Origin of the sequence: Pseudomonas sp. 02C 26, from assembly GCF_002843585.1 — a bacterium.
GTDB classification, from domain to species: Bacteria; Pseudomonadota; Gammaproteobacteria; order Pseudomonadales; family Pseudomonadaceae; genus Aquipseudomonas; species Aquipseudomonas shirazensis.
This window is the reverse complement of sequence record NZ_CP025262.1, coordinates 1,808,745-1,834,876: the sequence shown is the minus strand read 5'-3', so window position 1 is coordinate 1,834,876 and position 26,132 is coordinate 1,808,745. Positions and strand designations below refer to the sequence as shown.

Below are 26,132 nucleotides of genomic sequence, written 5' to 3'. Positions count from 1 at the left end.
CGATGATGAGCTTTGTGGCGTTGTTCCTCAGCGCCTTCGGCGCCGCCACTCTGCTGCCGTTGCAGTCCGAAGCGGTGCTGGTCGGGTTGCTGCTGCGCGAGCAGCATGCCTGGTTGACCCTGCTGCTGGTCGCGACCCTGGGCAATGTGCTGGGCTCGGTGGTCAACTGGCTGCTAGGCCGGGCGGTGGAACGGCTCCGTGAGCACCGCTGGTTCCCGTTCAGTGGCGCCCAACTGGAGCGTGCCCAGCAACGCTACCAACGCTGGGGCCAGTGGTCGCTGTTGCTTAGCTGGATGCCGGTGATCGGCGATCCTCTGACGCTGATTGCCGGCATCATGCGCGAGCCATTCTGGCGTTTTCTGCTGCTGGTGACAGTCGCCAAGTGTGGGCGTTACCTGGTGGTAGTGCTGATTACCCTGGGCTGGGTTAACGGCCAGTAACACCTTTGCCGCTTGTTGCGCGTGTCGGGCTGCTACAGTCGCTTTTTTCTAACATGGTCCTACACGGAGTGCCCCCATGCTGCGCGCAACCGCCCTGGCCCTCGCCTGCCTAATCGGCAGCCCGGCGTTCGCTGCCGAGTCGCCCACCTATGGGCAGCAACTCGAAGGCTTCGACTACCCCTACCCGCTCCAGCATTACGACTTCACCTCGCAAGACCAGGCCTTGCAAATGGGCTATATGGATGTCCCTGCCCAAGGCAAGGCCAACGGTCACAGCGTAGTGCTGATGCACGGCAAGAACTTCTGTGGCGCAACCTGGGAAAGCAGCATCGACGCCCTTAGCAAAGCCGGCTACCGGGTTATCGTGCCGGACCAAATCGGCTTCTGCACGTCGAGCAAGCCTGCCTATTACCAATACAGCTTCCAGCAGCTAGCGAGCAACACTCACGCCCTGCTCGAGCAGTTGGGGGTCGAGCAGGCGATCATTCTCGGCCACTCCACTGGCGGCATGCTTGCCACCCGCTATGCGCTGATGTACCCGAAGCAGGTCGAGCGCCTGGCGATGGTCAATCCAATCGGCCTGGAAGACTGGAAAGCCCTAGGCGTGCCTTACCGAACGGTCGATCAGTGGTATCAACGTGAGCTCAAGCTAGACGCCGAGGGCGTGCGCAACTACGAGCGCAAGACCTACTACGCCGGCCGCTGGAAGCCCGAGTACGAGCGCTGGGTGCAGATGCTGGTTGGCTTGAATCAGGGTCCTGGGCATGAGCGCGTGGCATGGAACTCGGCGTTGATCTACGACATGATCTTTACCCAGCCGGTTTATCACGAGTTCCAGAACCTGAAGATGCCGACCTTGCTGCTGATTGGCGATCAGGACACTACCGCGATTGGCAGCGACATTGCCCCGGCTGAGGTCAAGGCGAAGCTGGGCAACTACAAGGCGCTGGGACCGCAGGCGGCCAAGCTGATCCCCCAGGGCGAGTTGATCGTCTTTGAGGGGATGGGCCACGCGCCGCAAATCGAAGAACCGCGGCGCTTCCACAAGACCTTGATCGACTGGCTGCAGAAATGAACCAGCTCTGAGCGGACCGTTAGCCGAAGCGTTGCAACTGCATTTCCCGTAACCGGCTCAAGGTGCGCTGATACGGGAATGCCAGGTAGCCCTTTGTGTAGAGCGCATCCAACGGCACTTGGGCCTCAAGGTAGAGGGCAACGCGGCGGTCATAGCACTCGTCGACCAAAGCGATGAAGCGGCGCACGCTATCGTCTTTGGCTGACAACGTCGGCAGCTGGCGATCGCCGGCTGCTACTCGCTCGGCAGCATCTTCGGTGCCCCGTGCAATGCGCCCGGCGCGCTGTTCGCCGCCTAGCGCAGGGATAGCATCGATGAGGATCGCCGGAAACCGGTCACACAAGGCCATGAACTCGATGACCGACAACGGTTGCTCGCACAGATCGCTGAAGTGACACCAGATGGCCTGGTCACTGCGGCGCACCACGCGGATTTGTCGCGAACCTAATTGCAGCGGCTCGGCACAACCAGCGTCGCCGGCACTCAATTGCTCGAACAGCGTGCCGAAGGTACTGGTCGCATTGTCTGCTACACACCAGTAACGCTGACGCGAGAGGCCTGGGTGCAGCCGGTGATCCTGTTCGCCGACGACCGGCAGAATCTGCATATGCCGCTGCATCGCCTCAATGGCGGGCAGGAAGCGGTCACGATTGAAGCCGTCCAGGTACAGCTCAGTCGGCGGTTGATTGGAGGTGGCGACGATCACCACACCGTGCTCAAACAGCTCGCTGAACAACCGGCCAAGAATGATCGCGTCGCCGATGTCGTTGACGAACAGCTCATCGAAGCACAGCACGCGAATTTGCCCGGCCAGCTCACTGGCCAATGCTCGCAGCGGATCAGCGGTGCCGTTGAGCTGGAACAGCCGTTGATGCACCCAGGCCATGAAGTGATGAAAGTGCTGGCGCCTTGCAGGTACTTGCAGGCAGCGATGGAACTGGTCCATCAGCCAGGTCTTGCCGCGACCGACCGGCCCCCATAGATAGACGCCCGGGCCGGCCTGGTCAGTCTGCAAGGATTCGAAACACCGCTGAAGGGCGGCTACGGCATTGGCCTGCGCAGGATCGGCAACGAAGCCGTCCTGCTGCAAAGCCTGCTGATAGAGCGTTTGCGGATCGATAGCCATGTGCCAGTGAGCGTTTGGGAAAACGCCATGGTACCTGTTATCGCGATTACTGGTCGTTGCTCAAGCCAACTTTCAGCAGCGCGCCGTCTTTGGCGTCGGTCAATACATACAGGTAGCCGTCAGGCCCTACGCGCACATCACGAATTCGCGCCTTCAGTTCGCCCAGCAGCCGCTCTTCGTGCACCACCTTATCGCCCTTGAGCTGCAGGCGGATCAGCTCTTGAGTGGCCAGTGCACCGATGAACAGGTTGTGGTCCCAGGCCTTGAACGTAGGACGGTCGTAGAACGCCATGCCGCTGATGCCTGGTGACTTCTCCCACACATGATGGGGATCGATCATACCGTCAACGTGCTTGCCCTTGGCCTCTGGAATCGGCAACAACGAGTAGTTGATGCCATGGGTAGCAATCGGCCAACCGTAGTTCTTGCCAGCCTGGGGAATGTTGATCTCGTCACCACCGCGTGGCCCGTGCTCATTAGTCCAGAGCTCGCCGCTCCACGGATTGAGCGCTGCGCCCTGCTGATTGCGATGGCCAAACGACCAGATCTCTGGGCGAACGTCTGATTTGCCAACAAAGGGATTGTCTTTGGGTACTTCACCATCGGGGAGGATGCGCACGACCTTGCCTTGGAGCTTGTCCAGGTCCTGCGCGGTGGCGCGTTGGTTGTTCTCGCCCAGTGCGATGAACAAATAGCCGTCACGGTCGAACACCAGCCGCGAGCCGAAATGGTTGCCTTCAGACAGTTTCGGCATCTGCCGGAATATCACGGTGAAATTGTCGAGACGCGCGCGGTCGGCCGAAAGCTGGCCGCGGCCAACCGCAGTACCGGCCTTGTCATCGTCGCCTTCTTCGGCGAACGACAGGTAGACCGTGCGGTCCTTGTCGAAGTCTGGCGACAGCACTACATCGAGCAGGCCGCCCTGCCCTTGAGCCCAGACCTTGGGGACGCCGCTCAGGGGTGGCCCGACCTTGCCTTCAGCGGTCACCAGACGCAGGTTGCCAGGGCGTTCGGTGACCAGCATGTCCTTACCGCCTGGAAGAAACGCCAGGCCCCAAGGATTACGCAGGCCATTGGCTACTGTGCTGACGGTGATCTCACCCTCTTCACTGGGAAATTGCTGCTCGGAGGCGGCGTGGGCAAATACGGGCAGCAACGCTGCAACGGTCAAGCTGGTCAACCAGGATCGTGGAGTCATGCGGGGTTCCTTGCAGAAAAGCTCACGGCGCGCGTTGGCTGTCACGCGGCGGGCGACTGGGTTCGAGGCGTGGGGTCTGTTGCTGGCGGCGCAAGTTGTCACCGTTGCCGATACCGCGATTGTCCAGCGTCGGTGGACGTGGCATGGGCTGGGTAGAGGGCCCGCGCACGGGTGGGGTATCAGGCGCACTGCCCTGCCGACTATTGGGGTTGGCGCGCTGAATCGGGCTGTTGTAGGGGTTGTTGTTGGCCGCCAGCGCACTGGTATCAGCGAATGCGCCGCTGCCAGGTAACGCCAGCAACAAACCAAGGGCTGGCCAGACAGATTTCATGTGCCACCTCCAAAAACGAAAAAGCCACGCTCAGGCGTTGGATAGCCTAGGGCGTGGCAGGTTCGTATTAAAAGTGCAAATTCGTGTGCAGATGCTTCCTGACGTGCCTAGCGGCTGAGGGCCGCCAACGACAGCAGCACCTGCTCAGCGATTGGCGTTGGCGGCGGCCATCATTTTATTGACCTCGCTACGGACCATGATCGCAAAATCCTGAGGCGTCATCGCATCTAGCTCGGCGCGGACCCACTCGGCCCATTTGCCCTTGCGACGAGACTTCTCGGAAATCAAGCGACCGGCTTCAGCCTTGACCTTGCCAAGGTTGCTCTGCCAATACTCGAACAGTCGCGCTTTCTCCGCTTCGATCTGCGCCCGTTCTTCAAAGCTTCTGTTGGCCAGATTGAAACTCATGAAAATCTACCCTGCTGCATGAAATTTGCCGGCTATCTTACACTGATGCGGCAATCGGCCGGAACGTCTGCGCAACTTTCCCGCCGCGCAGGTATCCATTGTTCTAACCATCACCAAACGAGGAGCTGTTCATGGCCCGGAAAACCACCCAAATCGATACCGATCAGATCAAGGACCAGGTCTTCAGCGAGCTGCAGTCGTTAATTGAAGAGTCCGAGCGTCTGCTCGAGCAAAGTGCATCGCTGATTGGCGAAGAGGCCGATACCCTGCGCGCACAGATTAGCCAGAAGCTGAGCCAGGCTCGTCAGGCTGCCACCTCGGTACGCGACCGTGCGCAGCCGGTGGTCGAAGCCACTCAAGATTATATCGGTGGCCACCCGTGGCAGACCGTTGCGGTGTCTGCAGGCTTCGGTCTGGTAGTCGGCTTGCTGCTGGGCCGTCGTTCGTAATACGGGCGAGATCGCTGGCTCAGCCGCTGATCAAGCGGCCAGAGCCAGCGGTATACCACTGTGAAAGCGCAATTCCTGATCTGTTGAACAGATCAACTCTGCTTCAGCCTCGCGCACCTTCTCCACTACGCGCGCGATGTCGGCCTGATCGCCATACTGATTGGCAAGCTTCAGATAGCCGAGAAAATGCCGCGCTTCGCTGTTCAGCAAGCCGTGGTAGAACGTCCCCAACTCTTCATCCAGGTGCGGTACAAGTGCGGCAAAGCGCTCGCAGCTGCGCGCTTCGATAAAAGCACCCACCACCAGGGTATCGACCAACTTGACCGGCTCGTGGGAGCGAACCAGCTTTCGCAAGCTGGACGCATAGCGCCCTGCCGGGACCGGCCGCAGCGGTACGCCCCGACGTTTCATCAGGCGCAGTACCTGCTCGTGGTGAACCAGCTCCTCACGTGCAAGGCGCGACATCATGTTGATCAGGTCGAGGTGCGCGTTGTACTTGGCAATCAAGCTCAAAGCTGTGCTGGCAGCCTTGAATTCACAGTTTTTGTGATCGATCAGCAGCGTCTCCTGATCGGCCAGTGCTGCTTCGATCCAGGCATCAGGGGTGCGACAACCGAGAAAGGCTTCGACTTCGGGAATCAGGGACATAATTTCACGGCAACTGAACAGCGGCAGGGTCGGCGATTATACCGAGGGCAGCGGCGATCGCCAGCGACTATGCTTGATATACGTCAAACGGCAACCGTGAGCGCGCCGTCTATAGTCAGGCATCGGCCACCCATTCTAGGAGTCCATGCTCATGCAACAGGTCAGAAGCATTCTGGTTGTACTCGATCCAGACCACGCCCACAGCCGGGCGCTGACCCGGGCCAAGCTGATTGCCGGGGTGACGGGCGCCCGTATGCATCTGCTGATGTGCGACAAAAAGCACGACCATCAGGCACTGCTGAGCGTATTGGCGGGCCAACTGCAGGAAGACGGTTACGACAATATTAGCTTTGAGCAAAGCAGGCACGATGTTGTACATGAGGCCATCATCCAGGCCCAGCAAGCCGAGGGTTGCGACCTGGTAATCAAGGAGCATCGTCCGGATAACCCCCTGAAGAAAGCATTACTCACCCCTAGCGACTGGAAGCTACTGCGTCAGTGCCCTTGCGCGGTACTGATGGTCAAGAGCGAGCAACCCTGGACCGGTGGGGTGATTCTGGCAGCGGTCGACGTGGGCAATCATGATGAGGAACACCGCCTATTGCATGCGAGCATTATCGATCACGGTTTTGGCATCGCCAGCCTGGCCAAGGGCGAGCTGCACGTGATCAGTGCCCACCCCTCTCCCATGCTCTCCGCAGCTGATCCGGTGTACCAGAACCGGGACAGTATCGAACAACGCTATCGCGAGGCGTGCAGCGCGTTTCAAGCTGAGTTCGATATCACTGATGATCGCCTACACATTGCTGAAGGTCCGGCAGATGTGCTGATTCCTTACACCGAGGATAAATACAAAGCCGTGGTAACGGTGATCGGCACCGTTGCCCGTACGGGTATCTCCGGCGCGTTGATTGGCAACACTGCTGAAGTGGTGCTGGATAAGCTTGAAGGTGATGTATTGGTACTGAAGACCGAGCAGGTGATTGCGCATCTTGCTGAGTTGGCTCGGGGCTGAAGCTGCCTTGATTGGGGCCGCTATGCAGCCCCAAATTCCCAGATCCGGAAAAGACAAAACCCCTACCTGCTCGCGCAGATAGGGGTTTTGCGAAATGAATCTTGACGATGACCTACTCTCACATGGGGAGACCCCACACTACCATCGGCGATGCATCGTTTCACTACTGAGTTCGGGATGGGATCAGGTGGTTCCAATGCTCTATTGTCGTCAAGAAATTCTGTAGCCAGAACGTCCAGATGAACGGCCCAGCAAATTCGGATATGTGATGTTTGTGTACGAATCTTCAGCGTTTCGTCTTCACCACCGCAACCTGCATGAGCAAATTGCTTGGGTGTTATATGGTCAAGCCTCACGGGCAATTAGTATTGGTTAGCTCAACGCCTCACAGCGCTTACACACCCAACCTATCAACGTCGTAGTCTTCGACGGCCCTTCAGGGGATTCTAGATCCCAGTGAGATCTCATCTTGAGGCAAGTTTCCCGCTTAGATGCTTTCAGCGGTTATCTCTTCCGAACATAGCTACCCGGCAATGCCACTGGCGTGACAACCGGAACACCAGAGGTTCGTCCACTCCGGTCCTCTCGTACTAGGAGCAGCCCCTCTCAAATCTCAAACGTCCACGGCAGATAGGGACCGAACTGTCTCACGACGTTCTAAACCCAGCTCGCGTACCACTTTAAATGGCGAACAGCCATACCCTTGGGACCGGCTTCAGCCCCAGGATGTGATGAGCCGACATCGAGGTGCCAAACACCGCCGTCGATATGAACTCTTGGGCGGTATCAGCCTGTTATCCCCGGAGTACCTTTTATCCGTTGAGCGATGGCCCTTCCATACAGAACCACCGGATCACTAAGACCTACTTTCGTACCTGCTCGACGTGTGGGTCTCGCAGTCAAGCGCGCTTTTGCCTTTATACTCTACGACCGATTTCCGACCGGTCTGAGCGCACCTTCGTACTCCTCCGTTACTCTTTGGGAGGAGACCGCCCCAGTCAAACTACCCACCATACACTGTCCTCGATCCGGATAACGGACCTGAGTTAGAACCTCAAAGTTGCCAGGGTGGTATTTCAAGGATGGCTCCATGAGAACTGGCGTCCCCACTTCAAAGCCTCCCACCTATCCTACACAAGCAAATTCAAAGTCCAGTGCAAAGCTATAGTAAAGGTTCACGGGGTCTTTCCGTCTAGCCGCGGATACACTGCATCTTCACAGCGATTTCAATTTCACTGAGTCTCGGGTGGAGACAGCGCCGCCATCGTTACGCCATTCGTGCAGGTCGGAACTTACCCGACAAGGAATTTCGCTACCTTAGGACCGTTATAGTTACGGCCGCCGTTTACCGGGGCTTCGATCAAGAGCTTCGCTTGCGCTAACCCCATCAATTAACCTTCCGGCACCGGGCAGGCGTCACACCCTATACGTCCACTTTCGTGTTTGCAGAGTGCTGTGTTTTTAATAAACAGTCGCAGCGGCCTGGTATCTTCGACCGGCAAAAGCTTACGGGGTAAACCCTTCACCTTCGCCGGCGCACCTTCTCCCGAAGTTACGGTGCCATTTTGCCTAGTTCCTTCACCCGAGTTCTCTCAAGCGCCTTGGTATTCTCTACCTAACCACCTGTGTCGGTTTGGGGTACGGTTCCCGATTGTCTGAAGCTTAGGAGCTTTTCTTGGAAGCATGGCATCAACCACTTCGTCGCCTAAAGGCAACTCGTCATCAGCTCTCGGCCTTGGGATCCCGGATTTGCCTAAGATCCCAGCCTACCACCTTAAACTTGGACTACCAACGCCAAGCTGGCCTAGCCTTCTCCGTCCCTCCATCGCAACAATCGGAAGTACAGGAATATTAACCTGTTTTCCATCGACTACGCTTTTCAGCCTCGCCTTAGGGACCGACTAACCCTGCGTCGATTAACGTTGCGCAGGAAACCTTGGTCTTTCGGCGTGCAAGTTTTTCACTCGCATTGTCGTTACTCATGTCAGCATTCGCACTTCTGATACCTCCAGCAAGCTTCTCAACTCACCTTCACAGGCTTACAGAACGCTCCTCTACCGCATCACCAAAAGGTGATACCCGTAGCTTCGGTGCATGGTTTGAGCCCCGTTACATCTTCCGCGCAGGCCGACTCGACTAGTGAGCTATTACGCTTTCTTTAAAGGGTGGCTGCTTCTAAGCCAACCTCCTAGCTGTCTAAGCCTTCCCACATCGTTTCCCACTTAACCATGACTTTGGGACCTTAGCTGACGGTCTGGGTTGTTTCCCTTTTCACGACGGACGTTAGCACCCGCCGTGTGTCTCCCATGCTCGGCACTTGTAGGTATTCGGAGTTTGCATCGGTTTGGTAAGTCGGGATGACCCCCTAGCCGAAACAGTGCTCTACCCCCTACAGTGATACATGAGGCGCTACCTAAATAGCTTTCGAGGAGAACCAGCTATCTCCGAGCTTGATTAGCCTTTCACTCCGATCCACAGGTCATCCGCTAACTTTTCAACGGTAGTCGGTTCGGTCCTCCAGTTAGTGTTACCCAACCTTCAACCTGCCCATGGATAGATCGCCCGGTTTCGGGTCTATACCCAGCGACTAAACGCCCTATTAAGACTCGCTTTCGCTACGCCTCCCCTATTCGGTTAAGCTCGCCACTGAATATAAGTCGCTGACCCATTATACAAAAGGTACGCAGTCACCTAACAAGTAGGCTCCCACTGCTTGTACGCATACGGTTTCAGGATCTATTTCACTCCCCTCTCCGGGGTTCTTTTCGCCTTTCCCTCACGGTACTGGTTCACTATCGGTCAGTCAGTAGTATTTAGCCTTGGAGGATGGTCCCCCCATGTTCAGACAAAGTTTCTCGTGCTCCGTCCTACTCGATTTCATTGATAAGAGATTTTCGTGTACGGGGCTATCACCCACTACGGCCACACTTTCCAGAGTGTTCCACTAATCTCAAACCAACTTAAGGGCTGGTCCCCGTTCGCTCGCCACTACTAAGGGAATCTCGGTTGATTTCTTTTCCTCAGGGTACTTAGATGTTTCAGTTCCCCTGGTTCGCCTCTTGCACCTATGTATTCAGTACAAGATACTCAGCTTATGCTGAGTGGGTTCCCCCATTCAGAGATCTCTGGATCACAGTCTGTTTGCCGACTCCCCAAAGCTTATCGCAGGCTACCACGTCTTTCATCGCCTCTGACTGCCAAGGCATCCACCGTATGCGCTTCTTCACTTGACCATATAACCCCAAGCAATCTGGTTATACTGTGAAGACGACATTCGCCGAAAATTCGTACTGCCCTTTCGAGCATTCACAAATTTTACCTTAGCCTGATCACACACCAGTGAAAGTGCATGTCAGTCTATTTCTATCACATATCCGAATTTTTAAAGAACGATCTGACAAAAGTCAGAAATCAACATTCATCAACGAATGTTCATTTCTAAGTTCTGACAAGCTGTGAAGCGTGAAGCAAAATGGTGGAGCCAAGCGGGATCGAACCGCTGACCTCCTGCGTGCAAGGCAGGCGCTCTCCCAGCTGAGCTATGGCCCCGTGTATCTGCAATGGTAGGTCTGGGCAGATTTGAACTGCCGACCTCACCCTTATCAGGGGTGCGCTCTAACCAACTGAGCTACAGACCTATAACAGGGTCACGTTACAGCATCGTCTTTATACAAGTGAATCAAGCAATTCGTGTGGGAGCTCATCAGCAGGCTGATGTCTTCGATTAAGGAGGTGATCCAGCCGCAGGTTCCCCTACGGCTACCTTGTTACGACTTCACCCCAGTCATGAATCACACCGTGGTAACCGTCCTCCCGAAGGTTAGACTAGCTACTTCTGGTGCAACCCACTCCCATGGTGTGACGGGCGGTGTGTACAAGGCCCGGGAACGTATTCACCGCGACATTCTGATTCGCGATTACTAGCGATTCCGACTTCACGCAGTCGAGTTGCAGACTGCGATCCGGACTACGATCGGTTTTGTGAGATTAGCTCCACCTCGCGGCTTGGCGACCCTCTGTACCGACCATTGTAGCACGTGTGTAGCCCAGGCCGTAAGGGCCATGATGACTTGACGTCATCCCCACCTTCCTCCGGTTTGTCACCGGCAGTCTCCTTAGAGTGCCCACCATAACGTGCTGGTAACTAAGGACAAGGGTTGCGCTCGTTACGGGACTTAACCCAACATCTCACGACACGAGCTGACGACAGCCATGCAGCACCTGTGTCAGAGTTCCCGAAGGCACCAATCCATCTCTGGAAAGTTCTCTGCATGTCAAGGCCTGGTAAGGTTCTTCGCGTTGCTTCGAATTAAACCACATGCTCCACCGCTTGTGCGGGCCCCCGTCAATTCATTTGAGTTTTAACCTTGCGGCCGTACTCCCCAGGCGGTCAACTTAATGCGTTAGCTGCGCCACTAAAATCTCAAGGATTCCAACGGCTAGTTGACATCGTTTACGGCGTGGACTACCAGGGTATCTAATCCTGTTTGCTCCCCACGCTTTCGCACCTCAGTGTCAGTATCAGTCCAGGTGGTCGCCTTCGCCACTGGTGTTCCTTCCTATATCTACGCATTTCACCGCTACACAGGAAATTCCACCACCCTCTACTGTACTCTAGCTTGCCAGTTTTGGATGCAGTTCCCAGGTTGAGCCCGGGGCTTTCACATCCAACTTAACAAACCACCTACGCGCGCTTTACGCCCAGTAATTCCGATTAACGCTTGCACCCTCTGTATTACCGCGGCTGCTGGCACAGAGTTAGCCGGTGCTTATTCTGTCGGTAACGTCAAAACAGCAAGGTATTCGCTTACTGCCCTTCCTCCCAACTTAAAGTGCTTTACAATCCGAAGACCTTCTTCACACACGCGGCATGGCTGGATCAGGCTTTCGCCCATTGTCCAATATTCCCCACTGCTGCCTCCCGTAGGAGTCTGGACCGTGTCTCAGTTCCAGTGTGACTGATCATCCTCTCAGACCAGTTACGGATCGTCGCCTTGGTGAGCCATTACCTCACCAACTAGCTAATCCGACCTAGGCTCATCTGATAGCGCAAGGCCCGAAGGTCCCCTGCTTTCTCCCGTAGGACGTATGCGGTATTAGCGTTCCTTTCGAAACGTTGTCCCCCACTACCAGGCAGATTCCTAGGCATTACTCACCCGTCCGCCGCTGAATCGAAGAGCAAGCTCTTCTCATCCGCTCGACTTGCATGTGTTAGGCCTGCCGCCAGCGTTCAATCTGAGCCATGATCAAACTCTTCAGTTCAATACTGCTTGGGTTTTTAAGAAACCCTAAACTTGGCTCAGCAATCTCAAATGACTACTATGATTTCTCATGCGGCCACTTGTGATGCTGATAATCTTGGCGACTATCAAACCGTACTCACAAGCACCCACACGAATTGCTTGATTCAATTTGTTAAAGAGCGGTTGGTTGAGCGTTTCGTCTCAACCGAGGCGCGCATTCTACGCTTTCCTCTGTGTCTGTCAAGCGTTTATTTCGAAGTATTTTGCGAGAAACTCGTTCAACTTCAAACACTTGACTCGCTTGCGATCTCTCGTAGCGGGAGGCGAATTCTACAGCGTTACAACCTGCTGTCAACTGCCTTTTTTCACCGCTGACGATCTTTCGATCGAAGCCCTTACAGCACCTCTGAAACTTCTAACTCATTGAATCTCAAGGAGTTTTCCGTTCCAACTACGTTGGAAGTGGGGCGCATTATAAGGGCTCACAGGAATGCGTCAAGCGTTAATTCATCGCCTGACATCAAAGATCACTCTGCACAGCGTGCTTGCGACAAATCGAGCAACCTGCGCACTATAGTGCGCATCGCGCCCACCACAGGATCCCTGCCGAATCATGAGCACCACGCCCCGCAGCATGGCCACCACGTTGTTCCCGATTGGCCTGCTATTAATAGCCATGGCATCCATCCAGTCAGGCGCATCCCTGGCCAAGGGAATGTTCCCCTTGATCGGCGCCCAGGGCACCACCACCCTGCGCCTGGTTTTTGCCAGCGTGATCATGCTGCTCATCCTGCGCCCATGGCGGGCACGCATGGACAGCAGCACCTGGCGCAATGTGCTGATCTACGGGATGGCATTGGGCGGGATGAACCTGCTCTTCTATATGTCGCTGCGCACAGTGCCACTGGGCATCGCCGTGGCACTGGAATTCACAGGTCCACTAGCGGTGGCCATTTTTGCCTCGCGCCGCGCCATCGACTTTCTCTGGATTGCGCTGGCAATTGCAGGCTTGCTCTTGCTGATACCAGTTGGACAAAGCACAAGCGCTGTTGACCTGGTTGGCGCCAGCTACGCACTTGGTGCCGGCGTGTGCTGGGCGCTGTACATCCTTTATGGGCAAAAGGCCGGCGCCGAGCACGGCGTGCAGACAGCCGCACTCGGTGTCGTGATCGCCGCCTTGTTCGTTGCGCCGATCGGTGTCATTCATGCAGGCACCGCACTCCTCAACCCGGCACTGCTGCCTATCGCCCTGGGCGTGGCAGTGTTATCAACGGCCCTCCCCTACAGCCTGGAGATGGTTGCATTGACCCGAATGCCAGCGCGCACGTTCGGGACTTTGATGAGTATCGAGCCAGCCTTTGGTGCGCTGTCGGGCTTACTATTCCTCGGCGAGAAGCTCAGCTCTGGGCAGTGGCTGGCTATCGCTGCGATCATCACCGCTTCTGCTGGAGCCACGCTGACAATGCGCAAGGAACGTACACCGGCGGTCGTCGCTGACTGAATTGAGAAATATTTTCATTTGCCGTGTTTAGCGGTTGTACCGACCCGCAGGCCTGATTAAGCTGTCACAAAATCATAATCTCTACGCTATCTACTGTGCCGAACACGGACGCTGAGGTAAATTCAGGAAGAATCAGGCGAGGACGATGGGAGCAGGCATGCAGTCGCCCCCACATTTAAGGACAGGCATGAAACGTATTTTGCTCATCCTGGCTGTAATGGCCATCGCAGGGTGTGCCGCCACCGCACAGACCGAAGTCAAGCGCGGGAAAAAGGGTTTACACATCAATTGCTCCGGCCTTTCCTCTTCGTGGGAAAAGTGCAATGCGAAGGCGGCCAGTGCGTGCAGCACTCGCGGCTATAGAGTAGTGGCCCGCTCGGGCGATACTGATGAAGAACCGGGTGACTACCTGTTCGGAATCAACCCGGCTGGCTATACCAGCCGCAGCATGATCGTCATCTGCAAGTAATAACGCTGAAGGGTAGCCAAATGGCTGCCCTTTTTACGTTGGAGCGCAGACTCAGACAGCCACCGTACGATCTCGCAACCACTGCAGTGCAGAACCCGCCAGCAGAGGTGCCAGCCGCTCGCAGACATGGGCGTGATACTGGTTGAGCCAGCGCCTTTCCTCATCATTGAGCCGTTCGACCAGCAGGCAACGTATATCGATCGGACATAGGGTCAAAGTCTCGAACGCAAGGAAGTCGCCGAACTCGCTCTTGCCCGCAGCGCGATTGACCACCAGGTTTTCGATCCGTACGCCCCACTTGCCTGGGCGATAGGTGCCAGGCTCGATCGAACTGATCATGCCCTCCTGCATCGCCGTTTGCGGCAACGCTTGGGCCTGATAGGCAATGACCTGCGGCCCTTCATGCACATTCATGAAGTAGCCGACGCCGTGGCCAGTACCATGGCCGTAATCGACCTGATCAGCCCAGAGCGGCGCCCGCGCAATTGCATCCAGCAACGGAGACAAGATGCCGCGCGGGAAACTCGCTCGCGACAACGCAATCATGCCTTTGAGCACGCGAGTGCAATCCTCACGCTGTGCCAGTGTCGGCTGACCTACCGGGACCATCCGGGTAATGTCGGTAGTGCCGCCCAGGTACTGGCCGCCCGAGTCGATCAACAGCAGCCCGTCGCCCTTGATTACCGCATGGGACTGCTCGGTAGCACGGTAGTGCGGCATGGCGCCATTGGCATTGAAAGCGGCAATGGTCGAGAAGCTCAGTGAAACATAGCCAGGTCGCTGCGTTCGCGCTGCAGTCAGGCGCTCGTCGATGGTCAACTCGGTGATCTGTTGCTTGCCAAGGTTGGCCTCGAACCAGGCAAAAAATTCGCAGAGCGCCGCCCCGTCCTGCTCCATGACCTGACGAACATGCGCCAGTTCAGCATCGCTCTTGCGCGACTTGCTCAACGACGTCGGGTTGGTCTGCTCGAGCAGCTTCACCTGAGCCCCGAGCCGACCAACCAGGCCACAGGTGACCCGAGCCGGATCGATCAACACAGTGCTGCCATCCGTAATCGAGGCGAGCAAGCGCCCTGCCTGGTGGTAGTCCTGCAGCTCGACACCGTCGGCCGTCAGCGCCTGACGCAGTTGGGCATCGACTTTGTTCAGGTCGACGAACAGCACCGCCTGCTGCTGACCAATCCATGCAAATGCGACGAACACCGGGTTATAGGAAACATCACTGCCACGCAGATTGAACAACCAGGCGATATCATCCAGAGTGGCAATGAAATGCCAATCGGCACCTTTGCTGCTCAAGGTGCTGCGCAGCGCGGCCAGTTTTTCCGCTCGGGTGGCTGTGGCCTGGGGCGGCAAGTGCTCGTAGATTGGAGCAGCCGGCAGCGCCGGGCGTGTCCCCCAGACCTGATCAAGCAAATCCTTGTCAGTCACCAACCGTATTCCGTTGGCCTGCAAACTCTGCTGAAGTTGCCGAGACGCGGTCAAGGACAGCACAGCGCCGTCAACGGCAACCGTCGCCTGCGGCTGAAGATTGCTGCCGAGCCAATCGAACGGGCCCGCACTACCCGGCATCAGCTTCATCAATTCTATGCCGCTGCCGGCAAGTTCGTTTGCAGCCTGCTCCCAGTAACGGCTGTCTACCCACAACCCAGCGAAGTCCGCCAGAACCACCAATGTACCCACCGAACCATGAAAACCAGACAGCCACTTACGACCCTGCCAGTGGCCCGGCAGGTACTCGGACAGGTGCGGGTCTGCCGATGGCACCAACAGCGCGTCCACGCCTTCGCTGGCCATGACCTCGCGCACACAGGCGAGACGCGTCGGCACGTTCTGCTGCAACTGGGACTGGCTATTCATGTCATGCACACTCCTGCGATAGCGACTTCATCGGCAATCAAGCCGTTGATAATGGAGCAGCCTCCCGTCACTCGCAATCGGCATCGGTAACAGATGATTAGCATTGGCTATCAGCGACCGCGCCAACCTCACAATGCAGGCCGCCATCATTACCGCGTACCAGACTTCGCACAGCTTGGTACGCGGCGAAGTTGACACTTCTGGCCTGATGCTGCTGAAGCAGCTCGAGGAATGGCTCATCAGTGAAATAGCCGCAGGCCGCTTGCCACTGTTCACGGGTCTGCCACTGCAAATGTTGCAGGACCCGACTGCCGTCATCGCTGGCTTGAACGCTTACCCTCAGCAACGCCGGCCAGCGCGTGGCCAGTTGCTCGCTGCGCAACACCAGCGCGTTGGCCAGAGCAGCCTGACGGCTAGCCGGCACTTCATATTCGATCATTTGGGTAAACCATAGGGAATGCATCGCAGCGGCCACAGGCTATCTCCTTTATGCAGTACTTGCAGTCATCATGGCCGGCAGGGTAAAACCTCGAGTTAAGTCAAGGTCAAGGATTAATTAGCATGCCTGCCCCCTCTACTACGGAAGCCGAGCGCCAGCTCAGCGTTGGCCAATTGGCCAGCCGCAGCGGTGTCGCGGTTACCGCCCTGCACTTCTACGAAACCAAGGGGTTGATCCAAAGCAGCCGCAACGCCGGCAATCAACGCCGCTACCCGCGTGCGATGCTGCGCCGGGTGGCGGTGATCAAGATGGCCCAGCGTCTGGGCATCCCGCTAGCCACCATCGCCAAAGCGCTATCCAGCCTGCCGCTGGACCATACCCCGAATGCAGCTGACTGGCAGCGCCTGTCGGCCGGGTGGCGAGACGATCTCAGCCAGCGCATCGCAGAGTTGACTCTGCTGCGCGACCAACTGGACGGCTGCATAGGTTGCGGCTGCATGTCGCTGAAGGAGTGCCCGCTGCGTAACAATCACGATCATCTGGCGCTTGGCGGCCCTGGGCCGCATCCGTCAGAGCCGCTAACAACATTGCTGTAAGTTTCCGTATCGCACCTGCCAGGCAATTCGCATCTATAACTAGTGTTCAACCTGACACCCGCCGCAGGAGGCAGCATGAGCAAACTGGCACTGATCGTTATCGATATCCAGAAAGACTACTTTCCAGGAGGCAAGTGGTCCCTCGACGGCGCTGATGCGGCCGCCGACAACGCAGCGTTGCTGCTCAATGCAGCGCGCAAGCGCGGCGACCTGATCGTGCATGTTCGCCATGAATTTGCCAGCGCCGACGCGCCATTCTTTGCGCCGGGCTCAGCCGGAGCCGAAATTCACCCCAAGGCTGCTCCCCTCGGTGATGAGCCGTTGCTGCTCAAACAACAGGTCAATGCCTTCCAGGAGACCGGCCTGAGAGAACTGCTTGATGAGCATGCAGTGCAAGCCGTGACGATTGTCGGCAGCATGAGCCACATGTGCATCGATGCTGCAGTGCGCGCTGCCGCCGATTTTGGCTATAGCGTCACGGTCGCCCATGATGCGTGCGCCACACGAGCGCTGGAATTCAATGGCCAGGAAGTGCCAGCCGCTCAGGTGCATGCAGCGTTCATGGCCTCACTGGCATTCGCTTACGCAACGGTGCAAAACACTGAAGAATGCCTGGCGACCTACCAGCAGTGAGCTTCAGATCACCACATTGCGCACGAACCGCACGGGCAGCTCGCCGTCATTGCGATAGGCATAGCGGCGGTTGCTGGCAAAGATGTGGAACTGCCCCGTCGCCAAGTGCTGGGCCTGACCTTCGATAATCAGCGTCAAGCAACCCTCGGCGATGTAGATCTGCTCGCTCCAGCCTTCGGCATCTGCCTCGCTGGCGTAGGATTCGCCAGGGGCCAGCGTCCACTCCCATAACTCCACCTCGCGCCGCGCCGGGCTACTCCCCAGTAACAAGGCTTTGCTGCCGGGATGCTCGCCGGCCCATGCCAGCTCTTCAATACGGCTCGGATCGCGCTGCTCCGGAGCCTGAATCAACCGGCTGAACGCGACTCCCAAGGCCTCGGCGATCAAGTCCAGGGTGGTCAGGCTGACGTTCTTCTCACCGCCTTCGATGGCTACCAGCATGCGCCGACTGACTCCGGAGCGCTCGGCCAGGGCACTCTGGCTGAGACCCGCCGCGCCACGCAATTGGCGAATGTTCTGACTGACGTGCTGAAGCACGGAAGCGCGGTGCGTCGAGGATTTGTGCACTATATTGCTCATCGGTATGCCTTGCGCAGTATACTGCCCACTTTGCGGCGATTGTGCGCCGCCCCTGTCGAGCGTGCAACCATGAACCAAGCCCCCAGTCAGTCCAAGACCACTGTCAGTTTCCGCCTGAGCAAGGCAGAGCTGGTCCTGGTGTTCATTACCATGCTGTGGGGCGGCACTTTTCTCATCGTGCACAACGTCATGAGCGTCAGCGGCCCGATGTTCTTTGTCGGCCTGCGCTTCGCTGCGGCAGCCGTGTTCGTGGGCCTGGTCTCCGCAAGAGCATTGGCGGGCCTGACCATGCTCGAACTCAAGGCCGGCGTTTTGATCGGCGTCACCATCATGCTCGGTTACGGTTTGCAGACGATGGGCCTGCAGACGATCAACAGCAGCCAGTCGGCATTCATCACCGCGCTCTACGTACCGTTCGTACCATTATTGCAGTGGCTGGTGCTGGGCAGACGTCCCGGTTTGATGCCGAGCATCGGCATTTGCCTGGCATTTGTCGGCCTGATGCTGCTCGCCGGCCCCAGCAGTGCGGGCCTGCACTTCAGTGAAGGCGAACTGCTGACTTTGGTCAGCGCCGTGGCAATCGCCGCAGAGATCATTCTTATCAGCCGCTATGCCGGCCAGGTCGATGTACGCAGGGTGACGGTGGTGCAATTGGCCACTGCCTCGCTGCTGTCATTTGCGATGATCCTGCCGACCAGGGAATCATTGCCTGATTTTTCCTGGCTACTGCTGGCCAGCGCCCTCGGCCTGGGCCTGATGAGCGCAATCATTCAGGTGGCCATGAACTGGGCGCAAAAATCGGTATCGCCCACTCGTGCAACCCTGATCTATGCGGGCGAACCGGTGTGGGCGGGCGTAGTCGGGCGCCTCGCCGGCGAGCGTCTGCCCGGGATGGCGTTGCTTGGCGGGTTGCTGATCGTGATCGCCGTGGTCGTCAGCGAACTGAAGATCCGCCGCAGTGACCGTTCTCAGCAGGCAAATAACGCGCCAGTGGACGGCGAAACCAGCCAGTAATCGAGAAAAGAACAGCTATGCTTTGTAAAAAGCTGTTATAAAAAAACTGCTTGTCACACCGCATTTGTAGGATTCTGGCACAGCTTGCGTGTTGGTGATCAACCGTTCGGCACGTATTATCCTTACCAAACTCCTCCAGATTAGGTCGCTATGTCATTGATAGTGCTATTGCTTCTGCCCTTCGTTGGCAGTTGCCTGGCGGCCGTCCTGCCGCACAACGCTAGGAACGCCGAGTCGATTCTCGCCGGGCTGGTGGCCCTCATCGGCACGGTTCAGGTAGCGCTGCTCTACCCTCAGATCGCTCACGGCGGAGTAATCCGCGAGGAGTTTTTGTGGCTGCCAAGCCTGGGCTTGAATCTGGTGCTGCGCATGGACGGCTTCGCCTGGCTGTTTTCGCTGCTGGTACTGGGCATAGGCACGCTGGTGTCGCTATATGCGCGCTACTACATGTCGCCGCAAGACCCGGTGCCGCGCTTCTTCGCGTTTTTCCTGGCGTTCATGGGCGCAATGCTCGGGCTGGTGATTTCCGGCAATCTGATCCAGATGGTGTTCTTCTGGGAACTGACCAGTCTGTTCTCGTTCCTGCTGATCGGTTACTGGCACCACCGCGCTGATGCACGCCGCGGCGCTTATATGGCGCTGATGGTGACCGGGGCCGGGGGCCTGTGCCTGCTAGTGGGTGCCCTGCTGCTCGGCCATGTGGTCGGCAGCTATGACCTGGACAAAGTGCTCGCTGCCGGGGAAACCGTGCGCCAGCATGCGCTGTATCCGGTATTGCTGCCGCTGATACTGATTGGCGCGCTGAGCAAGAGTGCGCAGTTTCCATTCCAGTTCTGGCTGCCCCACGCCATGGCGGCGCCGACTCCGGTTTCGGCGTATCTGCACTCGGCAACCATGGTCAAGGCAGGCGTGTTCCTCATGGCTCGGCTGTGGCCAACTCTGGCTGGCACCGAGGAATGGTTCTGGATTGTCGGCGGCGCGGGTGCCATTACCCTGCTTCTGGGCGCCTTCGCAGCGATGTTTCAAAATGACCTCAAGGGCCTGCTTGCCTACTCGACCATCAGTCACCTGGGCCTGATCACCTTGCTGCTCGGCCTGAACAGCCCGCTGGCGGCGGTCGCAGCAGTGTTCCACATCCTCAACCACGCGACCTTCAAGGCGTCGCTGTTCATGGCCGCGGGCATCATCGACCATGAGAGCGGAACGCGCGATATCCGCCGTCTCAGCGGGTTGATGCGGCTGATCCCTTACACCGCGACCCTGGCCATGGTTGCCAGTGCGTCGATGGCCGGCGTGCCGTTGATGAACGGCTTCTTGTCCAAGGAAATGTTCTTCGCCGAAACGGTGTTCATTTCCTCTACCGCCTGGGTTGAAGCCACGCTGCCAGTCATCGCCACCCTGGCGGGCACCTTCAGCGTTGCCTACGCCCTGCGCTTTACCGTAGACGTATTCTTCGGCCCACCTGCCCAGGACCTGCCGCATACCCCCCACGAGCCACCGCGCTGGATGCGGGCACCGGTCGAGCTGCTGGTGCTGACCTGCCTGGTGGTGGGGATCTTCCCGGCCCAATCGGTCGGCCCCCTGCTCGCCGCAGCGGCGCTACCGGTGGTCGGCGGCACGCTGCCCGAGTACAGTCTGGCCATCTGGCACGGCTGGAATGCGCCACTGATCATGAGCCTGGTGGCCATGTGCGGTGGCGTGGTGCTGTACCTGCTGTTGCGCAAGCAACTGCGCCTGGGCAGGTTTCCGTATCCGCCACTGATCGAACGCTTCAATGGCAAGCGCCTGTTCGAACATGGGCTGGTCCGGTTGATGCTGATCGCGCGTCACGTGGAGGCAGCGCTGACTACCCGACGCTTGCAGAAACAACTGTTCATGCTCGTGCTGGCGGCGTTTATCGCTGGCCTGACGCCGCTGCTGTATAGCGGCTTGAGCTGGGGTGACCGACCCAAGATACCTGGCTCCGGGGTGTTTGTAGCCTTGTGGCTGATTGCTATTGCCTGCGCCATCGGGGCTGCCTGGCAGGCCAAATATCATCGTCTGGCGGCACTGACCATGGTCAGCGTCTGCGGCCTGATGACCTGCATCACCTTTGTCTGGTTCTCCGCGCCTGACCTGGCCCTGACTCAGTTGGCGGTTGAAGTCGTTACCACGGTACTGATCCTGCTCGGTCTGCGCTGGCTGCCACGCCGTATCGAAGGTGTCTCACCTCTGCCCGGCAGTCTGGAACGAGCACGCTTGCGCCGCCTGCGTGATCTGCTGTTGGCCGTGTTGGTCGGTGGCGGAATGGCTCTGCTGTCCTACTCGATGCTGACCCGGCCTACGCCCAACGATATCTCCTCGTTCTACTTGAGCCGTGCACTGCCCCAGGGCGGCGGTACCAATGTGGTCAACGTGATGCTGGTGGACTTCCGCGGCTTCGATACCCTCGGCGAGATCACCGTGCTGGTTGCCGTGGCGTTGACCGTATTCGCCCTGCTGCGCCGCTTCCGCCCCCCCAAGGAAAGCATGCAACTGCCGGCGCAGCAGCGCCAGCTGGCCCCGGATGTGGTTACCGACCTGATCAATCCGCGGCATGCCACCGATACGGCAATGGGCTTCATGATGGTGCCCGCGGCGTTGGTGCGGCTGTTGCTGCCGGTGGCCCTGATGGTGTCGATGTACCTGTTCATGCGCGGTCACAACCAACCTGGGGGTGGCTTCGTCGCCGGCCTGGTGATGTCGGTGGCGTTCATCCTGCAGTACATGGTGGCGGGCACCCAATGGGTGGAGGCGCAGATGAGCCTGCGGCCGCTGCGCTGGATGGGTACCGGCCTGCTCTGCGCAACGCTTACCGGCGCTGGCGCGATGCTGCTGGGTTATCCGTTCCTGACCACCCATACCGCGCACCTGCACCTGCCGTTGCTGGGTGACGTGCACGTGGCCAGTGCACTGTTCTTCGACATCGGCGTTTACAGCGTGGTGGTAGGTTCGACCTTGCTGATTCTGACGGCCTTGGCCCACCAATCAGTGCGCGCCTATCGCCCAGGCAGCGCACAGAAATCCAGCCAGACAGGAGCCGCCTGATGGAAGAAGTAATTGCAGTAGCCATCGGTGTCTTGGCCGCGTCCGGGGTCTGGCTGATCCTGCGGCCACGTACCTATCAGGTGATCATGGGGCTGTGCCTGCTGTCCTACGGGGTCAACCTGTTCATCTTCAGCATGGGCAGCCTGTTCATCGGCAAAGAGCCGATCATCAAGGAAGGCGTGACGCAAGACTTGCTGCACTACACAGACCCATTGCCACAAGCATTGGTGTTGACCGCGATCGTCATCAGCTTTGCCATGACCGCGTTGTTCCTGGTTGTGCTGCTGGCCTCGCGCGGGCTGACCGGCACTGACCACGTCGATGGCCGGGAGCGTGAAGAATGAGCTGGATGAATCAATTGATCGTCGCACCAATCCTGTTGCCGCTGGTGACAGCGGCGATAATGTTGCTGCTGGGTGAGAAACATCGCCGGATCAAGGCCCACCTCAACCTGCTGTCGAGCATCATCGGCCTGGCGATTGCGCTGACCCTGCTGAACTGGGTGCGCAGCCAAGGCCAGGCCGAGTCGATCGGTGTCTATTTGCCCGGTAACTGGTCAGCCCCATTTGGCATCGTACTGGTGGTCGACCACCTCTCGGCATTGATGCTAAGCCTGACCGGCGTGATCGGCGTCAGCGCCCTGCTGTTCGCCCGGGCGCGCTGGGACGGCGCCGGGGCGAGTTTTCATGCGTTGTTCCAGATCCAGCTGATGGGCCTGTACGGCGCATTCCTCACCGCCGACCTGTTCAACCTGTTCGTCTTCTTCGAGGTGCTGCTGGCAGCGTCGTATGGCCTGCTCCTGCACGGTTCAGGTCGGGCTCGAGTCAAAGCCGGCTTGCACTACATCGCCATCAACCTGTTCGCCTCTTCGCTGTTTCTGGTCGGTGCAGCCATGCTCTATGGCGTCACCGGCACGCTGAACATGGCCGACCTGGCCTTGAAGATCCCGCTGATACCTGAGGCTGATCGTGGCCTGCTGCACGCCGGTGCAGCCATTCTGGCGATGGCCTTCCTGGCCAAGGCAGGGATCTGGCCGCTGAATTTCTGGCTGGTACCGGCCTACTCCTCGGCGAGCGCACCGGTTGCCGCGCTATTCGCAATCATGACCAAGGTCGGCCTGTACGCCGTGCTGCGGCTGTGGACGTTGCTGTTTTCCGGGCAAGCCGGCGCGTCGGCGCACTTTGGCGGCGAATGGCTGGTCTACGGCGGCCTGGCAACCCTGGCGGTCGCCGCCGTGTCGATTCTGGCCGCACAGCGCCTGGAGCGCATGGCAGCGCTGAGCATTCTGGTTTCAGCCGGCACCTTGATGGCAGCGATAGGTTTCGGCCAGCCAATTCTGACCGGCAGCGCGCTGTTCTATTTGGTCAGCTCAACCCTGGCCCTGTGCGCGTTGTTCCTGCTGGCGGAATTGATCGAGCGCTCGCGCTCGGCCAACGAGACGCCGCTGGATGATGACGAAGGCCTGTCGCCGCCTCTGCTGGAGTCTCTGCATCCACCCAAGGGCATCAACCTGGACGATCAGCAGAAGGCGGTAATCGGTCAGATCATTCCGTGGACCATGGCATTCCTGGGTTTGAGCTTTATTGCCTGCGCGCTGTTGATCATCGGCATGCCGCCGCTGTCGGGCTTTATCGGCAAGCTGAGCCTGATCAGCGCGCTGTTCAACCCGCTGGGCTTGGGCGTTGCGCCGGAGCAGCCACTGTCGGCCGCCGGCTGGTGCCTGGTCGCGTTATTGGTGCTTTCCGGCATGGCGTCACTGATCGCCTTTGGCCGGGTTGGCATCCAGCGCTTCTGGAAGCCCGAAGAGCGCCCTTCGCCGCTGCTGCGCCGCTACGAGTGCCTGCCGATCGCTATTCTGCTCGGCCTGTGCCTGTTCCTAAGCGTCAGGGCCGAACCGCTGCTGCGCTATACCCAGGACACCGCTGCAAGCCTGCAGGCACCGCAAGCCTACATCGAGGCAGTCATGAGCTCGATGCCGATTCCTGGCCCAACCTCCTTCAACACCGAGGTGCAGCCATGAACCGTCTGTTACCCGCTCCGCTGCTGTCCATTGCGCTGTTCGCGTTGTGGCTGTTGCTGAATCTCTCGGTCAGCCCAGGCAATCTTCTGCTCGGCGCCTTGCTGGCGATTCTCGCGCCCATCCTGCTGGCCCCACTGCGCCCGCAACATGCGCACGTGAAACGGCCGTGGGTGGTTGCCAAACTGATCGGCCGTGTTGGCCTGGATGTCATCACCTCCAACCTGCAAGTTGCCCGCAGCGTACTGTCGGCAAAGCGCCGGCCGCCACGATCGGCATTCGTCCACATTCCACTGGCACTGCGCGATGTACACGGCCTGGCCGCTCTGTCGATGATCACTACGGTGGTGCCCGGCACAGTCTGGTCAGAACTTGCCCTGGACCGCAGCATGCTGCTGCTGCACGTGTTCGATCTGCGTGATGAGGCGCAGTTCATCGAACACTTCAAGCACACCTATGAACGCCCGCTGATGGAGATATTTGAATGACAGGCCTGCTCGCCAACGCCATTCTCGCCAGCTTGTTCATCTTCACCATCGCCATGGCGCTGGCCTTGGTCAGGTTGTTCCGCGGCCCTTCCGCTCAGGACCGGGTCCTGGCGCTGGATTACCTGTACATCCTGGCCATGTTGATGATGCTCGTACTGGGCATTCGCTATGCCAGCGATACCTATTTCGAAGGCGCACTGCTGATTGCCTTGTTCGGCTTCGTCGGCTCATTCGCCCTGGCCAAATTCCTCCTGCGCGGTGAGGTAATAGAATGACCGAAGCTCTGCAACTGCCGTTCTGGCTCGAACTCACGACCGCAGCATTACTGCTGATCGGCAGCCTGTTCGCGCTGATTGGTGCGATCGGCCTGGTGCGGCTGAAAGACTACTTCCAACGCATGCACCCGCCTGCACTGGCTTCAACTATCGGCGCATGGTGCGTGAGCCTGGCATCGATCCTGTATTTTTCATGGTTGAAGCAGGGGCCAATCGTGCATGCCTGGCTGATCCCGATTCTGCTGTCGATAACCGTGCCGGTTACCACCTTGCTACTGGCCCGCGCAGCGCTGTTTCGTAAACGTGCGGCAGGCGAAGACGTACCTGCTGAAATCAGCGGCGGCAATAACCAGGGCAATTGAGATACCTGCCAAGCCAGCCTGGGCTTAGCGATTCAAGCGCTGCAGTTCGCGCCGGACCATTGCAGCCAAGGGCGCGGGCGTAATCTCATACAACTGGCCGGCAACCCAACTCAGCCAAGCGCTGCCCATCACTGCGCGCTGGGCCAGCAGCCGCTCGGCATGCGCCTGCGCCTGTGATTCGAACTGGCGGTGAAACTCCGCCCGTCCCTGGGCAGACAAGCTATCGTCACTCACTCACTGGCCTTGAATGTGGTCAGCTCGCCCTTGCGCCACTTGGCGACCTTGCCGGTCACAGCCTTGAGCATCTTGCCCAGGCCTTCCTGCACTTGTTGCTGGGCGGCAAAGACCAACATCACGCCCTGGCCGTTACGAAATACGATGCCCTCACCTTCCGCCACCTTGACGAAGGCATAGTCGCCGCCGTAGATATTCAGCTTGATCTCGCGAAAACGCAGCTCCAGCTTGCCACCTTCGCGACTGGGCAGAACTGCGGCGCGGAAGTGATCGCCTACCTTCAGCTCAAGCCGCTGTTTGTCATCCACCACCAATGAGCTGTCGGTGTCGATTTCGGCCATGTACAAACCGTCGGGGCTTTGCTCGGTGACATAAACGAAACGCCCGTGAAACAACTGGGCCAACTTGCCACGCAAGTCGCCCAATGCAAATAACGCATGGGTATCAAGAGTACTGACTGCCAATCTCAAATCCTCAAACAGGGTTACAAGCGCCACACCCGAATTGATCGGCGGCGCAGCCATTTCAGATCGCTGCTGAAAGACTAATGAAATAGAGCACGAGCGGCCCGTACATAACGACTACGCAGCAGGCAGGATTTTTAACCCCGCGGGGCCAGCCAGATCCGCACATCACATTTCGGCAATTTTCCCACAACGCAGGCGT

At 58.3% G+C, this 26,132-nt stretch carries 25 protein-coding genes, 2 tRNA genes and 3 rRNA genes; 15 read left to right on the top strand and 15 right to left on the bottom strand.

Annotation, left to right across the window (positions count from 1 at the left end; all coding sequences use genetic code 11):
- The first annotated feature begins 2 nt into the window (after positions 1-2).
- Positions 3-440, top strand: a complete 438-nt coding sequence (locus CXQ80_RS08380) for a YqaA family protein (RefSeq protein WP_101318353.1) — start codon at positions 3-5, stop codon at positions 438-440.
- Between the two features lie 76 nt (positions 441-516).
- Entirely contained in the window at positions 517-1,515 is a 999-nt protein-coding gene (locus CXQ80_RS08375) for an alpha/beta fold hydrolase (RefSeq protein ID WP_101318351.1), read from the top strand.
- Between the two features lie 19 nt (positions 1,516-1,534).
- Here CXQ80_RS08375 and zapE read toward each other — a convergent pair whose 3' ends face one another.
- The 4 genes from zapE to CXQ80_RS08355 all read right to left on the bottom strand — a co-directional run bounded on the left by zapE (position 1,535) and on the right by CXQ80_RS08355 (position 4,578).
- Positions 1,535-2,641 carry a cell division protein ZapE gene (gene zapE, locus CXQ80_RS08370; RefSeq protein WP_101318349.1) on the bottom strand — a complete coding sequence of 369 codons (1,107 nt, stop codon included), beginning with the start codon at positions 2,639-2,641 and terminating at the stop codon, positions 1,535-1,537.
- A gap of 46 nt (positions 2,642-2,687) precedes the next feature.
- Positions 2,688-3,839 (bottom strand): PQQ-dependent sugar dehydrogenase, encoded by a 1,152-nt coding sequence (locus CXQ80_RS08365; protein WP_101318346.1) that lies wholly within the window; start codon positions 3,837-3,839, stop codon positions 2,688-2,690.
- Positions 3,840-3,861: 22 nt separating this feature from the next.
- Positions 3,862-4,170, bottom strand: a complete 309-nt coding sequence (locus CXQ80_RS08360) for a hypothetical protein (protein ID WP_101318344.1) — start codon at positions 4,168-4,170, stop codon at positions 3,862-3,864.
- A 144-nt stretch (positions 4,171-4,314) separates the two neighbouring features.
- Positions 4,315-4,578, bottom strand: a complete 264-nt coding sequence (locus CXQ80_RS08355; RefSeq protein ID WP_101318342.1) for a hypothetical protein — start codon at positions 4,576-4,578, stop codon at positions 4,315-4,317.
- A 131-nt stretch (positions 4,579-4,709) separates the two neighbouring features.
- Between CXQ80_RS08355 and CXQ80_RS08350 the strand changes: the two genes are divergently transcribed.
- Positions 4,710-5,027 (top strand): YqjD family protein, encoded by a 318-nt coding sequence (locus tag CXQ80_RS08350; RefSeq protein WP_101318340.1) that lies wholly within the window; start codon positions 4,710-4,712, stop codon positions 5,025-5,027.
- Positions 5,028-5,057: 30 nt separating this feature from the next.
- On the opposite strand, the gene CXQ80_RS08345 is transcribed toward CXQ80_RS08350, so the two are convergent.
- On the bottom strand, positions 5,058-5,675 hold the full coding sequence (locus CXQ80_RS08345) for a tRNA-(ms[2]io[6]A)-hydroxylase (RefSeq protein WP_101318338.1): 618 nt from the start codon (positions 5,673-5,675) through the stop codon (positions 5,058-5,060).
- Positions 5,676-5,826: 151 nt separating this feature from the next.
- Here CXQ80_RS08345 and CXQ80_RS08340 point away from each other — a divergent pair, with 151 nt between their 5' ends.
- The gene (locus tag CXQ80_RS08340; protein ID WP_101318336.1) at positions 5,827-6,690 is read left to right on the top strand and encodes a universal stress protein; all 864 of its coding nucleotides are present in this window, start codon (positions 5,827-5,829) and stop codon (positions 6,688-6,690) included.
- Positions 6,691-6,789: 99 nt separating this feature from the next.
- On the opposite strand, the gene rrf is transcribed toward CXQ80_RS08340, so the two are convergent.
- The 5 genes from rrf to CXQ80_RS08315 all read right to left on the bottom strand — a co-directional run bounded on the left by rrf (position 6,790) and on the right by CXQ80_RS08315 (position 11,952).
- Positions 6,790-6,905: ribosomal RNA gene (rrf, locus tag CXQ80_RS08335) — 5S ribosomal RNA — on the bottom strand.
- A 126-nt stretch (positions 6,906-7,031) separates the two neighbouring features.
- Positions 7,032-9,923: ribosomal RNA gene (locus CXQ80_RS08330) — 23S ribosomal RNA — on the bottom strand.
- Between the two features lie 240 nt (positions 9,924-10,163).
- Positions 10,164-10,239 (bottom strand) — tRNA-Ala (locus CXQ80_RS08325).
- 12 nt (positions 10,240-10,251) lie between these two features.
- A tRNA-Ile gene (locus CXQ80_RS08320) sits at positions 10,252-10,328 on the bottom strand.
- Between the two features lie 87 nt (positions 10,329-10,415).
- Positions 10,416-11,952, bottom strand: a 16S ribosomal RNA gene (locus CXQ80_RS08315).
- Together the 16S, 23S and 5S rRNA genes with 2 tRNA genes alongside form the textbook arrangement of a ribosomal RNA operon.
- Positions 11,953-12,546: 594 nt before the next feature.
- On the opposite strand from CXQ80_RS08315, the gene rhtA reads away from it, so the two are divergent.
- Positions 12,547-13,434 carry a threonine/homoserine exporter RhtA gene (gene rhtA, locus CXQ80_RS08310; RefSeq protein WP_101318334.1) on the top strand — a complete coding sequence of 296 codons (888 nt, stop codon included), beginning with the start codon at positions 12,547-12,549 and terminating at the stop codon, positions 13,432-13,434.
- A 187-nt stretch (positions 13,435-13,621) separates the two neighbouring features.
- Positions 13,622-13,903 (top strand): hypothetical protein, encoded by a 282-nt coding sequence (locus tag CXQ80_RS08305; RefSeq protein WP_101318332.1) that lies wholly within the window; start codon positions 13,622-13,624, stop codon positions 13,901-13,903.
- 51 nt (positions 13,904-13,954) lie between these two features.
- On the opposite strand, the gene CXQ80_RS08300 is transcribed toward CXQ80_RS08305, so the two are convergent.
- Both CXQ80_RS08300 and CXQ80_RS08295 read right to left on the bottom strand, forming a co-directional pair.
- Positions 13,955-15,763 (bottom strand): aminopeptidase P family protein, encoded by a 1,809-nt coding sequence (locus CXQ80_RS08300; protein ID WP_101318330.1) that lies wholly within the window; start codon positions 15,761-15,763, stop codon positions 13,955-13,957.
- Positions 15,764-15,860: 97 nt separating this feature from the next.
- Positions 15,861-16,202: an antibiotic biosynthesis monooxygenase gene (locus tag CXQ80_RS08295; RefSeq protein WP_371918898.1), complete on the bottom strand. Its 342-nt coding sequence runs from the start codon at positions 16,200-16,202 to the stop codon at positions 15,861-15,863.
- Between the two features lie 122 nt (positions 16,203-16,324).
- Between CXQ80_RS08295 and soxR the strand changes: the two genes are divergently transcribed.
- Both soxR and CXQ80_RS08285 read left to right on the top strand, forming a co-directional pair.
- The gene (gene soxR / locus CXQ80_RS08290; protein WP_101318326.1) at positions 16,325-16,798 is read left to right on the top strand and encodes a redox-sensitive transcriptional activator SoxR; all 474 of its coding nucleotides are present in this window, start codon (positions 16,325-16,327) and stop codon (positions 16,796-16,798) included.
- Between the two features lie 75 nt (positions 16,799-16,873).
- Complete coding sequence (locus tag CXQ80_RS08285; RefSeq protein ID WP_101318324.1) at positions 16,874-17,431, top strand: cysteine hydrolase family protein; 558 nt, start codon at positions 16,874-16,876, stop codon at positions 17,429-17,431.
- A gap of 3 nt (positions 17,432-17,434) precedes the next feature.
- Here CXQ80_RS08285 and CXQ80_RS08280 read toward each other — a convergent pair whose 3' ends face one another.
- Positions 17,435-17,998: a helix-turn-helix domain-containing protein gene (locus CXQ80_RS08280; protein WP_101322978.1), complete on the bottom strand. Its 564-nt coding sequence runs from the start codon at positions 17,996-17,998 to the stop codon at positions 17,435-17,437.
- 81 nt (positions 17,999-18,079) lie between these two features.
- On the opposite strand from CXQ80_RS08280, the gene CXQ80_RS08275 reads away from it, so the two are divergent.
- The 7 genes from CXQ80_RS08275 to CXQ80_RS08245 all read left to right on the top strand — a co-directional run bounded on the left by CXQ80_RS08275 (position 18,080) and on the right by CXQ80_RS08245 (position 25,232).
- Positions 18,080-19,024 carry a DMT family transporter gene (locus CXQ80_RS08275; RefSeq protein WP_101318322.1) on the top strand — a complete coding sequence of 315 codons (945 nt, stop codon included), beginning with the start codon at positions 18,080-18,082 and terminating at the stop codon, positions 19,022-19,024.
- Between the two features lie 150 nt (positions 19,025-19,174).
- Positions 19,175-22,090 (top strand): monovalent cation/H+ antiporter subunit A, encoded by a 2,916-nt coding sequence (locus CXQ80_RS08270; protein WP_101318320.1) that lies wholly within the window; start codon positions 19,175-19,177, stop codon positions 22,088-22,090.
- Positions 22,090-22,434, top strand: coding sequence for a Na+/H+ antiporter subunit C (locus tag CXQ80_RS08265; RefSeq protein ID WP_043213881.1), 345 nt, complete (start codon positions 22,090-22,092; stop codon positions 22,432-22,434). Before CXQ80_RS08270 ends, CXQ80_RS08265 begins: the two co-directional genes overlap by 1 nt.
- A complete protein-coding gene (locus CXQ80_RS08260; protein ID WP_101318318.1) occupies positions 22,431-24,110 on the top strand; it encodes a monovalent cation/H+ antiporter subunit D in 1,680 nt (559 codons plus the stop codon). Before CXQ80_RS08265 ends, CXQ80_RS08260 begins: the two co-directional genes overlap by 4 nt.
- The gene (locus CXQ80_RS08255; protein WP_101318316.1) at positions 24,107-24,595 is read left to right on the top strand and encodes a Na+/H+ antiporter subunit E; all 489 of its coding nucleotides are present in this window, start codon (positions 24,107-24,109) and stop codon (positions 24,593-24,595) included. Before CXQ80_RS08260 ends, CXQ80_RS08255 begins: the two co-directional genes overlap by 4 nt.
- A complete protein-coding gene (locus CXQ80_RS08250; RefSeq protein ID WP_101318314.1) occupies positions 24,592-24,870 on the top strand; it encodes a K+/H+ antiporter subunit F in 279 nt (92 codons plus the stop codon). The genes CXQ80_RS08255 and CXQ80_RS08250 overlap by 4 nt, the downstream gene beginning before the upstream one ends.
- The gene (locus CXQ80_RS08245; RefSeq protein WP_101318312.1) at positions 24,867-25,232 is read left to right on the top strand and encodes a Na+/H+ antiporter subunit G; all 366 of its coding nucleotides are present in this window, start codon (positions 24,867-24,869) and stop codon (positions 25,230-25,232) included. Before CXQ80_RS08250 ends, CXQ80_RS08245 begins: the two co-directional genes overlap by 4 nt.
- A gap of 24 nt (positions 25,233-25,256) precedes the next feature.
- Here the strand turns inward: CXQ80_RS08245 and CXQ80_RS08240 are convergent, their stop codons facing one another.
- Together CXQ80_RS08240 and CXQ80_RS08235 are read right to left on the bottom strand one after the other, a co-directional pair.
- A complete protein-coding gene (locus tag CXQ80_RS08240) occupies positions 25,257-25,466 on the bottom strand; it encodes a hypothetical protein (RefSeq protein ID WP_101318310.1) in 210 nt (69 codons plus the stop codon).
- Positions 25,463-25,930 carry a hypothetical protein gene (locus tag CXQ80_RS08235; RefSeq protein ID WP_101322977.1) on the bottom strand — a complete coding sequence of 156 codons (468 nt, stop codon included), beginning with the start codon at positions 25,928-25,930 and terminating at the stop codon, positions 25,463-25,465. Before CXQ80_RS08235 ends, CXQ80_RS08240 begins: the two co-directional genes overlap by 4 nt.
- Between the last annotated feature and the right edge of the window lie 202 nt (positions 25,931-26,132).